10 protein-coding genes are annotated in these 13,832 nt (G+C 39.7%); 8 read left to right on the plus strand and 2 right to left on the minus strand.

Features of this window, described 5'->3' with window-relative positions; genetic code table 11:
• The first annotated feature begins 1 nt into the window (after position 1).
• The 6 genes from M2R48_RS08700 to M2R48_RS08725 all read left to right on the plus strand — a co-directional run bounded on the left by M2R48_RS08700 (position 2) and on the right by M2R48_RS08725 (position 11,372).
• Positions 2–3,115 (plus strand): multidrug efflux RND transporter permease subunit, encoded by a 3,114-nt coding sequence (locus tag M2R48_RS08700; protein WP_262085800.1) that lies wholly within the window; start codon positions 2–4, stop codon positions 3,113–3,115.
• Positions 3,112–6,207 carry an efflux RND transporter permease subunit gene (locus M2R48_RS08705; protein ID WP_262085801.1) on the plus strand — a complete coding sequence of 1,032 codons (3,096 nt, stop codon included), beginning with the start codon at positions 3,112–3,114 and terminating at the stop codon, positions 6,205–6,207. The genes M2R48_RS08700 and M2R48_RS08705 overlap by 4 nt, the downstream gene beginning before the upstream one ends.
• An 18-nt stretch (positions 6,208–6,225) precedes the next feature.
• The gene (locus M2R48_RS08710; RefSeq protein ID WP_262085802.1) at positions 6,226–7,623 is read left to right on the plus strand and encodes an efflux transporter outer membrane subunit; all 1,398 of its coding nucleotides are present in this window, start codon (positions 6,226–6,228) and stop codon (positions 7,621–7,623) included.
• A gap of 883 nt (positions 7,624–8,506) precedes the next feature.
• Positions 8,507–9,826 (plus strand): NCS2 family permease, encoded by a 1,320-nt coding sequence (locus M2R48_RS08715; protein ID WP_004721188.1) that lies wholly within the window; start codon positions 8,507–8,509, stop codon positions 9,824–9,826.
• A gap of 121 nt (positions 9,827–9,947) precedes the next feature.
• Positions 9,948–10,949, plus strand: a complete 1,002-nt coding sequence (locus M2R48_RS08720) for an adenosine deaminase (RefSeq protein ID WP_262085803.1) — start codon at positions 9,948–9,950, stop codon at positions 10,947–10,949.
• Between the two features lie 69 nt (positions 10,950–11,018).
• Entirely contained in the window at positions 11,019–11,372 is a 354-nt protein-coding gene (locus tag M2R48_RS08725) for a hypothetical protein (RefSeq protein WP_262085804.1), read from the plus strand.
• A 99-nt stretch (positions 11,373–11,471) separates the two neighbouring features.
• Here the strand turns inward: M2R48_RS08725 and M2R48_RS08730 are convergent, their stop codons facing one another.
• Positions 11,472–12,023: a cytochrome b gene (locus M2R48_RS08730; protein WP_004721181.1), complete on the minus strand. Its 552-nt coding sequence runs from the start codon at positions 12,021–12,023 to the stop codon at positions 11,472–11,474.
• Positions 12,024–12,247: 224 nt separating this feature from the next.
• Here M2R48_RS08730 and M2R48_RS08735 point away from each other — a divergent pair, with 224 nt between their 5' ends.
• Entirely contained in the window at positions 12,248–12,625 is a 378-nt protein-coding gene (locus tag M2R48_RS08735) for a hypothetical protein (RefSeq protein ID WP_004820799.1), read from the plus strand.
• A 248-nt stretch (positions 12,626–12,873) separates the two neighbouring features.
• The gene (gene rnhB / locus M2R48_RS08740; RefSeq protein WP_262085805.1) at positions 12,874–13,443 is read left to right on the plus strand and encodes a ribonuclease HII; all 570 of its coding nucleotides are present in this window, start codon (positions 12,874–12,876) and stop codon (positions 13,441–13,443) included.
• Positions 13,444–13,522: 79 nt separating this feature from the next.
• Here rnhB and csrA read toward each other — a convergent pair whose 3' ends face one another.
• A complete protein-coding gene (gene csrA, locus M2R48_RS08745) occupies positions 13,523–13,774 on the minus strand; it encodes a carbon storage regulator CsrA (protein ID WP_004721174.1) in 252 nt (83 codons plus the stop codon).
• Positions 13,775–13,832: the final 58 nt, after the last annotated feature.

The following is a 13,832-nucleotide window of genomic DNA, read 5'->3' on the forward strand; positions in this document are numbered from 1 at the left end:
CATGAATATTTCACGATTCTTTATTTTACGTCCAGTCGCAACCACATTATTGATGTTAGCACTGCTGTTGAGTGGCTTCTTGGTTTGGCGGTTGTTGCCTGTCTCTGCTTTGCCACAGGTCGATTATCCAATTATTCAAGTCTATACTTTTCAACCTGGCGCCAATCCCGATACAGTACAACGCACAATCACCGCACCACTCGAACGAGAAATGGGCAAAATTGCTGGTTTAAAGCAAATGTCTTCTAGTAGTTCAGTGGGGGCATCCGTTATTACCTTGCAGTTTGAACTGAGCGCAGAACTTGGTGTCGTTGAACAAGAAGTACAGTCAGCACTCAGTACAGCCAGCAGTAAATTACCCAATGATCTACCAGCACCACCGATTTACCGTAAAGTAAATCCTGCTGATGTTCCTGTGATTACCCTTGCTATCAGTTCAGAAACTTTACCTTTAACAACAGTCTACGACATGGTGGATACCCGAGTTGCACAAAAGCTTTCTCAGCTTTCAGGTGTCGGGATGGTCAGCCTCGCGGGTGGGCAACGTCCAGCAATACGCGTGCAAATGAATGCTGCGGCACTTGCTGCCTATAAAATGAGTGCTGAGGATGTGCGTTCTGCAATTAATTCTGCCAATGCAAATCAACCCAAAGGCAGCTTTGATGGACCATATCGCACCACCATGTTGGATGCCAATGATCAGATTCGTTCGATTGCAGATTATGAAAATCTAATTTTACGCTGGAACAATGGCGCACCGATACGTCTTAGAGATGTGGCAAAAGTCATAGAAGGGAGCGAAGATCGCTATATGGCGGCTTGGGCAGGCAGTCAAGCTGCAATCTTGGTTAATGTACAGCGCCAACCGAATGCCAATGTGATTCAAGTTGCAGATCAGATTAAGCAAATATTGCCTGAGCTACAAAAAAATCTGCCTGAAAATGTCAAAATTCGAGTGTTAACCGATCGAACTGAGAGTATTCGCAGCTCCATTGATGATGTGCAAAAAGAATTGGTTTTTGCCGTGTGCTTGGTGGTGATGGTGACTTTTTTATTTTTAAGAAATTTATCCGCTACGATTATTCCTAGTATTGCCGTACCACTGTCGATTATTGGTACTTTTGTCGTCATGTATTTTTTAGGCTTTTCTGTCAATAACCTGACTTTAATGGCACTCACCATTGCGACAGGTTTTGTAGTCGATGATGCAATTGTGATGTTGGAAAATATTGCACGACATCGGGAGGCAGGGGAAAGCTTATTACAAGCCGCACTTAAAGGGTCTAAAGAAATCGGCTTTACCTTAATTTCCCTGACGATTTCCCTGATTGCAGTATTAATCCCATTACTGTTTATGGGGGATGTGGTTGGGCGACTGTTCCATGAATTTGCTGTCACTTTAGCAGCAGCAATCGCAATTTCATTGGTGGTGTCGCTTACATTGACGCCAATGATGTGCGCATATTTATTAAAAAATGCCAAACATTCAACTTCTCACAGTCGCTGGAGTCTAGACCGAATTATCCAGCAATACGGTAAAGCTTTACAGTGGGTTTTTCGGCATCAAGTACTGACTCTTGCGGTGATGTTGAGTACCGTCATTTTAGCGGGTCTGCTGTATTGGATGATTCCCAAAGGCTTTTTCCCTGTACAGGACAGTGGGGTCATACAGGTGGTGACTGAAGCGCCTGATGATATTTCATTCCAAGCCATGAGTAAGCGTCAACAAACACTCGCGGGGCAGATCTTAAAAGATCCTGCTGTGGAAAGTTTGTCTTCATTTATTGGTATAGATGCCAATAATCCAAAACTGAGTAATGGACGTATTTTAATTAATCTAAAGCCGCATGCTGAAAGAGATCCTGTAGATCAAATTATGGCACGACTTAGAGGACAATTCGCTCAAGTTGAAGGGATTGAAGGCTGGATGCAACCAGTACAAGAGCTGAGTATTGAAGATAAAATTAGTCGTACTCAATATCAACTGAGTATAAGTGCTGCTAAAACGACAGATTTAGCCGAATGGACCCCTATATTTGTTGATGCTTTACGACTACAACCTGAATTTGCACAAGTCACCAGTGAAGAGGGTGGACAAGGCTTACAAGCATTTATTGATGTCAATCGAGATGCCGCATCACGTTTGGGTTTAAACATTGAAGATATCAGTTTAGCTTTACAAAATTTATTTGCGCAGCGTCAGATTGCAACTTTATACACGCAATCTAATCAATATCGTATTGTTTTAGAACTTGACCCAACATTCACTCAAGGTATAGATGCTTTAGGGCAAACCTATATTCATAATAAAAGTGGAGAGCCGATATTACTCAGTTCTGTTGCCAATATTGTGCAAAAACGCGTGCCTATTATTCTGCAACAGCAATCACAATTTCCGGCCAATGGGGTATCTTTTAATCTTGCATCAGGGGTCGCGCTTGGGGAGGCAATCAAAGCGATTGATCGCGTACAACAGCGTCTAAATCTACCAACAGAAGTCAAAGTAAAACTACAAGGTGCAGCCGCTGCCTATGAGAACTCGCAACAACATACGTTCTGGTTGGTGATTGCAGCAATAGTGACCATGTACATTGTGTTAGGCATTCTGTACGAAAGTTTTATTCACCCGATAACCATTCTTTCTACCTTGCCATCTGCTGCAATTGGTGCTTTGTTGGCATTGTTTATGGTCAATCGGCCATTGGACATGATTGCCTTAATTGGGATCATTTTATTGATTGGTCTGGTCAAGAAAAATGGCATCATGATGGTGGATTTTGCTTTGGCTGCACAACGTAATGACGGATTGTCACCACAGCAAGCGATTTATCAAGCCGCACTGATGCGTTTTCGCCCAATTTTAATGACCACACTTGCGGCACTGGTTGGGGCAATTCCATTGATGCTTGCGTCGGGTTCAGGGGCTGAATTACGTCAGCCTCTTGGGATCGTCATGGTGGGTGGTTTGATTTTAAGTCAAGTCCTGACGTTATTTACGACACCAGTGGTTTATTTATTTTTTGATCGTCTGCAATATTCATTGCAACATACCAATTCAGATTTATCTGTAGATGATTTACCCACAGATCATGATACGACAAGGAGAGAGTTTTGACCTTTCTCTCGACCTTTATTCACCGACCTGTTGCCAGTATTTTACTGGGAATCGCAATTGTATTATTGGGTGTATTGGCCTATTTTCGCTTACCTGTAGCCGCGTTACCACAGGCAGATATTCCAACGATTGTGGTGCGAGCAAGTTTACCTGGTGCAAGTCCTGAAAGCATGTCTGCTACCGTGGCGACGCCGTTAGAGCGTGCCATGATGGGCGTTTCAGGGGTTAAAGCGATAAATTCTTCAAGTAATCAAAGCGCAACCCAAGTGGTTTTGCACTTTGATTTAAACACTGACATCAATGAAGCCGCCAGAGAGGTCCAAGCTGCAATCAATGCTGCGATGTCACAGCTGCCTTCTGGAATGCCAAGCCCTCCTGAATATTTCAAGATCAATCCAAGCCAGAGTCCAATTTTTTATTTGGCACTGAGTTCAGAACATCTTTCTGCGGGCAAACTCTATGAAATTGCCAGCAATCAGCTGCAGCCAAATCTTGCGCAAATTAATGGGGTTGGGGAAGTTGTCATTGACGGGGCATCTATGCCAGCTGTGCGAATTCAACTCAATCCAAATGCCTTGATTTCACAAGGGGTGTCTTTGGAGCAAGTTCGTGAAGCGATTGTAAAAAGTAATACAGTACAAGCCTTAGGGGCAATTGAAACTGAACAGTTGCGTTGGCAAGTTGAGCTTCCAAGTCGTTTAAAAAAAGCGGATGATTTTGCCAATTTGATCGTACATCAAAATGGTCAGACAGTTGTCCGTTTAAAAGATGTGGCTGAGGTACAGGATTCGGTTGAAAACCGTTATGTAAGTGGTTTTCACAATGGTAAACCCGCGGTCATTATCAAAATCAGCCGTCAGCCCAATGCAAATACCGTTGCCACAATTGAAAAGATCAAAGAAAAACTACCAGAGTTAAGCAGATTAATTCCAGCAGATTCACAACTGACCACAGTGATGGATGGATCGGAAATTATTCGGGCAGGCTTAAATGAGGCAAGGGATACTTTATTATTTTCCATGCTTTTGGTGATTATTGTGGTCGCTCTGATGTTAGGTCGTCTGCAAAGTGCTCTTGTACCAAGTATTGCTTTGCTGGTGACTTTGATTGGCGCATGCAGTCTGGTTTATCTCGCTGGATTTTCATTGAATAACTTGTCGATTATGGCGGTGATTGTTGCGATTGGACTTGTGGTTGATGATGCAATTGTGGTTTTGGAAAACATAGAACGTCATATAGAACAAGGTGAACAGCCTATACAAGCTGCCTTAAATAGTATTCGAGAAGTTGGTCTGACCTTGCTGGCAATGAATTTGGCTTTGGTGGTGATCTTTATTTCAGTGCTATTTATGGGTGGTGTGATCGAACGATTATTTAGGGAGTTTTCTTTAACACTGATTTTTATCATTATTTTATCTGTATTTGTCTCCCTAGTCCTTACGCCAAGCTTATCTGCACGCTGTTTAAAACCATTGGAGCGTTATCAACACCAGGCTTTATATCGCTATAGCCATCGCTTGATGCAGGGTTTGAGTCAACTCTATTTGCATTCACTGAAATGGATGATTAAACATGGTTATTTGGTCATTCTGCTATGGGGCGGTGCAATCGCTGCCTCTGTATATGTCTATCAAACATTACCCAAACGGGTGTTACCTGAGCAAGATACTGGACGGGTTGAAGCTTTTATTCGAGGGGATGATGGCTTCTCCTTTCAAATTATGCAGCCTAAAATCGCCACCTTTAGTGAAAGTGTATTAAAGGATCCCGCAGTCAAAGATGTGATTGGTACGTCTGGTGGTGCTGGCGGAATCACCAATTCTTTTTTAATGGTGAGTTTAAAACCCAAAGCAGAGCGAGATGGCAAATCTTCACATGAAATTGTAGACAGAATTAAAAAAAATGCCCCATGGCTGGCAGGTGCGATTTTTTCTGCACAAGTCAAACAGGAGCTAGAATTGGATGATCCATTTTCAAGTGGAAGTGGGCAAGATTATCTGTTGTTACTGCAATCTGATGATGTTGCGTTACTACGTCAGTGGGTGCCTAAAGTTGCTCAGGCAATGCAGAAGCTTCCAGAGTTGGAAGAAGTTGAAACTATGGGTGATGAAGGTGCTCAGCATGTGACTTTAGACATTGACCGTGAAGCAGCACGTCGTTTGGGTGTGGATATAGACAATATTTCAAGTGTACTCAATAACTCATTTTCGCAGCGCCAAATTTCGACTATTTATGATCAAACCCAACAGTTTTATGTGGTGATGGAAGTCGATAAACACTTTACTGAACATCCTGAAGCGCTGGCAAATGTACGCATTCCAAACCAACAAGGGATTGCTGTACCACTCAGTAATTTTGCCACATGGTCTTATGGTATTACCAATGATCGGGTTTATCGACGCAACCAATATGCTGCAATGGGGATTGGTTATGTGGTTAAACAAGGCTATAGCTATGAACAAGCGGATGCAGCTATTCGTAGTGTTTTACCCGAAGTGATGTTACCCAATGAAATTTTTATCATGACAGATAAAGATGTCGAGGCGGAAAGTTTGCAGGCTGGTTTATCGACCTCGTTACTTGTCTGTGTGGTGATCTTACTTATTTATATCGTTCTTGGGGTTACCTATGAAAGTCTGATTCATCCATTGACGATTTTATCGACAGTACCCGCAGTGGCTTTGGGGGCTTTGTTGACTTTATGGTTATTTAATTTCCAATTCACCTTAATTGCACTCTTGGGCATGTTTTTATTGATCGGAATTGTTGTTAAAAATGCCATTCTTTTAATTGATTTTACTTTATTAGAAAGAAGAGCAGGCAAGACTGCATATCAGGCTATTTTGTCTGCCGCAGCACTCCGTTTTCGTCCAATTCTGATGACCAATACCGCAGCGTTGTTGGGTGCAATTCCACTGGCACTTAGCTGGGGAGAAGGGGCAGAGCTACGTCAGCCTTTGGGTGTTGTCATTGTGGGTGGTTTAGCCTTGGGTCAATTATTGACGTTGTATACAACGCCTGTCTTGTATTTGGTGTTGGAAAAATGTGCTGAATCTTGTTTGAAATTAAAAAATAAATATGCACTTCATTGAGGTAAATAGGAAAATATAATGCAGAGTTTAATCGTTAAAAATGTCATGTGCCTTAGTGTGTTATTGATATTGACTGCATGCAATTCTACTGTTGTGTTGCATCCGCCTGAATATAAAGTGCCAGTCCTTCAAACGGATGATCATTATAAATATGCTGTTTTAAATTGGAAAAAAACCTCAAGCTTAGGCGTCAATGCCAACACTTGGTGGGAAATCTATCAAGACCCTATTCTCAGTCAATTGATGCAACAATTGAATCAAGAAAATTTGAGTCTGAAACAAGCTGAAGCACGCTATCAACAAGCCAATGCCTTACTTGAGCAGCAACGCGCTAACCGTTTGCCAAGTTTAAAGTTAAATGGTTCTGCACAACGTAGTGGAACAAAGGACAGTACGCCAAACAACCAATTTACGACGGGTGTTCAGGTCAGTTGGATTCCTGATTTATGGGGCAGAGTCGCCAAAGCGATTGAAGGACAACAGGCAAACTTAGGGGCTTCACAGGCTGACTTAGCCGCAGTCAAACTCAATCAACAATTATTGGGCACAGAAACCTATTGGAATATCCGAGTACTGGATGCACAATTGGATGTTTTACGACAAACCCAACACAGTTATCAGCGTTCCGTCAAAATTTTAAATAACCAATATGTTGCTGGAATGATCGCGCGCGCGGATGTGATACAGGCTGAAACACAGCTCAAGCAAGTGCAAATCCAGCAGATAGAAACCCAGCGGGAACGTGATTTACAAGAAAATATTTTAGCTGTGGTACAAGGTAAAACAGTTGCTCAATTTCAATTGGCCAAACAGAAACAGCACTTTCAAGTTCCACTATTACCAACTCAGCTACCAAGTCGGATGCTGATCCAGCGTCCTGATGTGATCCGTGCTGAACGTGAATTGGCGGCAACACATGCCCAATTGGGCTTGGCTCAAACAGCATGGTTACCTGATCTCAGTATTGGTTTAACGGGTGAATTAAATAGCCGCGTGTTGAGTCAACTGTTTCAAGCACCACAGTATTTGTGGTCGACGGGCTTACAAACAACGGCATTGATATTTGACGGTGGAAAACGTAAGGCTGAGATTGCACAAGCACAAGCCAGTTATGCTGAAAAAGCAGCAGCGTATAGACAGGCTGTTTTAACGGGTTGGAAAGAGGTGGAAGACGCGCTTTTACAGTCATCCAGTTTTAAACAGCAACAATCTGAACAGGCTCAACTATTTAAACTTGCTTTAGAAAATGAACAAGTTGTAACTCGTCGTTATCATGCAGGCTTAGTCAGTTATTTAGAAGTGGTTACCGCACAGAATTTAACCTTACAGGCGGAACAGGCAACTTTACAGCTCAAACAGTTGCAGTTAAAAAATACAGCCCAACTGATTGCAGCCTTAGGTGGCAATATAAGTTGAAGGCACGATGTAAAAACTTAAGTGACTTGGCTTAAATCTTTGAATAGTGTATTTAAACATTACTGATTTAAAAGCTTACACACTTTAAAAGCTTACATGCATTTTAAAGTGTGTAAGCTAAGCCGTCTAAACTCTTGTTATTGAAGACTTTATGTATTTAAAAGCTGTGTTTGATTGATTAAGTTTAATGTTGTTTTTTAATCATTATTTAAAATAAATAGCACCATTTTAGATGTATAGCAGGCTCTAAAATTTAGTATGCACTATGAAAGCGCAAGTTAATACTTGTGATTTGTCAGACAATTTTATTGTTAAAGTGTTATTTATGTCACGTTTATGTGTATAATCAGCGAAATTTATACCTTGATTTGATTTTGAAATGGTAAAGCTTGTAACTTTTTTCGTGTTGAGTAGTGTGATATTTCTAGGCTATTTTTCTTATGTCGATTCACAACAAAAAAAACAACAAGAAATGCAAGATATTATCAAAGATGCGAATTTAACCATTCGGAAAATTGAGTCTAATCCTAATAATCACAATCATTTCAAAGTAAGTAATACCGTGATTTGATTTAGGCACTGTATATCCTTAAAGCATTAAACTTCTGAGTTCACATGAATTGGATGACTAAAAGCGTCAGATTGATAAAATTATTTAAACTGTATGTTATAATTTGTAATATGTAATCGATAACGACCGTTAAACCTTCTAGAAAATGAAAGCTGCTAATCTGCAGCTTTTTTAATTCAAGTTTTTTATCGGAAATGTCATTTTGGTATGTTTATTGAATGCTGAATTATGGCCTTAATTGACGGCATTTAGCATTTTTTAAATGAACTCGATTTTATCAACGAATAGCTCAAACTTAACAGGGGCTCAACAATGACGAATCCAAATCCTTCAGCGGGTTTGCTTGAACGCTTATTTAAACTAAGCGAAAACAAAACAACGTTTAGAACCGAAATACTGGCAGGTTTAACGACATTTTTAACAATGTGCTACATCATCATTGTTAACCCATTGATTCTTTCAGAAACAGGTATGGATCATGGCGCCGTATTTGTGGCAACGTGTTTAGCCGCTGCGATTGGTTGTTTGGTCATGGGGGTTGTTGCAAACTATCCGATTGCACTTGCACCAGGTATGGGGCTGAATGCTTATTTTACCTATTCCGTTTGTTTAGGTATGGGCGTTGAGTGGCAAACCGCTTTGGCTGCTGTATTTGTTTCCGGACTTGTCTTTATTGCAATTAGCATGTTTAAAATCCGTGAAGCCATTGTCAATGCGATTCCAATGTCATTGAAATTTGCAATCGGTGGTGGTATTGGATTATTCCTTGCACTGGTTGCATTGAAAAACTCAGGCATTATTGTTGCAAATCAAGCAACTTTAGTAGGTTTGGGTGATTTAAAACAACCTACAGTATTACTGACTTTATTGGGTTTTTTCCTGATCGTGATTATGCACCACTATAAAATTCGTGGCGCAATTATTATCAGTATTTTAGCAATCACTGGTATTGCAACAGCTTTAGGTTTAAATGAATTTAAAGGGGTTGTTGGTTCGATTCCTTCTATTGCACCGACATTCATGCAAATGAATTTTGAAAACTTATTTACGGTAAGTTTAGTCGGCGTGATTTTCGTATTTTTCTTGGTTGATTTATTTGACTCAACAGGAACATTGGTCGGGGTTTCACATCGTGCTGGTTTATTGAAAGACGGTAAATTACCACGTTTGAAAAAAGCGCTATTTGCAGATTCAACTGCAATTGTTGCCGGTGCTGCTTTGGGTACATCATCAACAACGCCTTATATTGAGTCATCTGCGGGTGTTGCTGCAGGCGGTCGTACAGGTTTAACTGCAGTTGTTGTCGGTATTTTATTTTTAGCGTGTTTATTTTTAGCACCACTGGCTCAATCTGTTCCTGGATTTGCGACTGCTCCAGCATTATTATTCGTTGGTGTGTTGATGATTCAAGGCATCATCAATATTGAATGGGATGATATTACTGAGGCAGTTCCAGCATTTTTAACCATTGTATTTATGCCATTTGCTTATTCTATTGCAGATGGTATCGCAATGGGCTTTATCAGCTATGCATTGGTTAAATTATTTACAGGTAAAGCAAAAACAGTTCCATATATGGTTTGGATCATTGCTGTGCTCTGGGTGATTAAATTCGTTGCATTTGGTGGTTAATAAATTTAAGTAAGAAAAGGGTGTAAACTCAGGTTTGCACCCTTTTTTGTTTTAATCAGATTGAAATGAATCCAAGCGATTTGGATGATTGAAATTTAATTTAATAAGTTTGAGGAAAAACGTGAATAGATTAGAACTTATTCGTGCCTTACCTAAGGCAGAACTCCATGTACATATCGAAGGCACGTTTGAGCCTGAGCTGATGTTTGCGATAGCTCAGCGTAATCAGATTGATATCCCGTATAAATCTGTAGAAGAAGTTAAACAAGCGTATAACTTTCATAATCTACAGTCTTTCCTTGATATTTATTATGCTGGTGCCAATGTACTGATCAATGAACAAGATTTTTATGATTTAGCTTGGGCATATTTTGAAAAATGTGCAGAAGATAAAGTTGTACATACTGAAATGTTCTTTGATCCACAAACACATACCGACCGTGGTATTGCATTTGAAACGGTGATCAATGGCCTACAGCGTGCATGCGATGATGCTCAAACAAAGTTGGGTATAAGCTCTCATTTGATCATGTGTTTCCTGCGTCACCTAAGTGAAGAAGCAGCATTTGAAACGTTAAAGCAAGCCTTGCCATATAAAGATCAAATTATTGCTGTAGGTTTAGATTCAAGCGAAGTTGGGCATCCACCAGCTAAGTTTGAACGGGTTTTTGCTCAAGCACGCAAAGAAGGTTTCTTGGTGGTTGCGCATGCGGGAGAAGAAGGGCCTGCTGAATATGTCTGGGAAGCTTTAGATTTATTAAAAGTAAACCGTATTGACCACGGGGTGCGTTCAGAAGAAGACCCAGCACTGATGCAACGTTTAATCGCAGAAAAGATGCCTTTGACTGTTTGCCCACTGAGCAATTTAAAATTGTGCGTGGTGGATGATATGGCACAACATAATATTCACCGTTTATTGCAAAAGGGTGTGCATGTGACTGTCAATTCAGATGACCCATCTTATTTTGGTGGCTATATGAATGATAATTTTATTTCGATTGCTGAAGCGCTAGATCTTTCCAATACAGAGTTAAAGCAATTGGCAAAAAATTCATTTGAAGCGTCATTTATTTCAAATGAAGAAAAGCAAAAATGGAACAATCAAATTGATCAATTGGCTTAAATCAAGCTATATTCTTTAAGCCTATAAAAGCAGTGTGTGAACACTGCTTTTTTTCATGAGGAAAATAGAATGAAATTTTTAACAAGTCTAACCTTATTCATTATTTTACCTGTGACTGTTGCATGTGCAGACTCAAGCACAGAAACGATTACGCATAAGATGTTAAAACCTTTAATCGAACAGCAGTGTGCCAGTGAATTAAAAGCGTCAAAGATTTGGCAAGTATCCTCATTTTTATGGACAGCTACACAACAGCAACATGCACAGCAAAAAATCTGTGGCTGTGTCAGTGAGAATGCTTTGAATGATGTCCCTGCTAAACAGCTGGTTATGGCAACGTTTAATGAAGCTGCAAAAAATAAGCTGATTCAACAGGCGGTGATGAATAGTTTAAAAGGTTGTGCAAAAGAAGCATTAAAGTAAAGATCTAGAATTTAAGCAGCATAAATTTAAACCACAATAAAAATATAAAAAAGCACACCGTTTTGATGTGCTTTGCTAGATTTTTTAATTTATATTCAACTAACCTTGTCGTGTCATACTTTTCAATACATTGTCTTTATCAATGAAATGGTGTTTGAGCGCAGCCAGAACATGTCCGACAAGAAGTAAGCCTGCAGCCCATGAAATATAAATATGTAAAGGTTTTACAATCGCTGTTAAATCGGGGTTATCTTGTACAAGTCTTGGAATCTCAAATAAGTACAATACAGGCACGGGATGACCAGCACTCCAGCTAAATAAACATCCTGTGATTGGCAATGCCAATAACATGAAATATAAACCCAAATGACCTAAATGAGCCAAAGTTTTCATCAATGGTGACATGGTTTCAGGTAGTTCAGGTGCAGGGTGAGTGTAACGCCAAAAGATACGGATAATCACTAAAAAGATAATCACCGATGCAATATTCTTATGTAAGGTAATGACATCACCTTTAAACGGCCCATCGACATCATAGCTTAAAAAATTGCCACTATAAAAACCAATGACCCAAGCGGTAATAAAGATGATTGCCATAATCCAATGCAACCATTGTGCTGTCCTTGTATAGTATTGTGATTTTTGTTGCATGACACAGATTCCGATTTAATTTAGTGCTTATAATATGGATTTTATTAAAAGAAATCAGTTCTAAAAACTCAACGTATTGTTTTAAATTTGCAACGCTTAAAGCAATAATTGTGAAATATTTATCCATTTAGCGTCTAATGAGGTGATTATTCAAATTTTTAGTTTAATCCAAGTATAAGTTTAGGCAAAATAGCCTAGCTTTATCTCATAAAAAGGAAAAAATTGTGAAAAAACGCGTTGTCTTTCTTGCTTCAATCGCTTTAGCTCTATCGGCTTGCGCGACCAATGACCCAACAGGTGCTGCAGCAGCATCAACAACTCAGCAGTTAGGTGGTGTTGCGCTTAAAATTGCGATCAATGCGAAATGTACAACTGAACTGAATAATTTACCTGCTTGGAAGACTGCAACAAAAGTCATGACTGCAGATCAGAAAAACAATGTACAAAGTGAAATTTGTGGTTGTGTCAGTGAAAAAGCACCACAAAGTGTCAGCACTGTAGATTTGGCAACAGCTGCTTTAGACCCTCAAGCGCGTGCTACGATTGTTTCAAATGTGGTGACAAAAACAATTAATGCATGTGTTGCGGAAGCGATGAGATAATTGCATTAAAGCATCAAAGGCATATGAATTTATTGATACAGATTTTCTATATTGATAAATTCATGGTCTTAGGATTAATGCTGTTTTCTTTATATGGCGTCATTCACGCGAAGTAAAATATTCTAAATTTTGATCAGCCGATTGAATTTATGTACAAAGAAAAGGGCTTTCAATCTGTCATCATTTCAAGATGATGATCTATGAACTCAGATAAAACCTGTTGAGCTTCTTTTATGATAGGAAAGAAAATGTTAGTTGCTGGTGTAGATGAAGCAGGACGAGGTCCATTGGTTGGCTCTGTGGTTGCGGCTGCAGTAATTTTAGATCCAAACAAGCCAATTCAAGGCTTAAATGATTCTAAAAAATTAACTGAAAAAAAACGTGAAAAGTTATTCATTGAAATTCAGGAAAAAGCGATTGCTTGGGCAATTGCTGAAGCAACACATCAAGAAATTGATGAACTGAATATTTTACAAGCTTCATTATTGGCGATGCGACGTGCTGTAGAGGCACTTAAAACGCTACCAGAACATGTGCTTGTAGATGGCAATAAAGTTCCTAAAGGCTTAAGCATGAGCTGTGATGCGGTGGTAGGCGGGGATGCTTTACATGCTGAGATTAGTGCGGCAAGTATTTTGGCCAAAGTAACGCGTGATCATGAAATGGTTGAGTTAGACAAGTTATATCCGCAATTTGGTTTTGCAAAACATAAAGGTTATCCAACCAAAGCACACTTTGAAGCCATTGCTGAACATGGTGTGATTGATCAACATCGTCGTAGCTATTCACCAGTCAGAAAAGCACTAGGTCTTGAATAAAACGGATGATGTTTTTTACTGATCAATAAAAATTTAAAGCGGCTTAAAAGCCGCTTTAGTTTCCAAAACCACTATAATCTTAACGATTATAGGTGTTTTGCGAATTATCATCTTCAAAAGAAGGTTGATAATCTTGATCAATATGTTGCAAATGCTCGTGCATAGCACGCTCATGTTGAATACGTTGATAAATTTCTTCGCGATGTACAGAAACTTCTTTTGGGGCATTTACACCAATACGAACTTGGTTGCCTTTAACACCAAGCACAGTAACACTGACTTGATCCCCAATCATCAAAGTTTCTCCGACACGGCGGGTCAGAATCAGCATGTTTATCTCCTTGCTTAAACGCTAAACCTGCGATGAATTTCTAAAAACTAGAAAACAC

The organism is Acinetobacter sp. I-MWF (assembly GCF_025433935.1).
Classification (GTDB): Bacteria; Pseudomonadota; Gammaproteobacteria; order Pseudomonadales; family Moraxellaceae; genus Acinetobacter; species Acinetobacter guillouiae.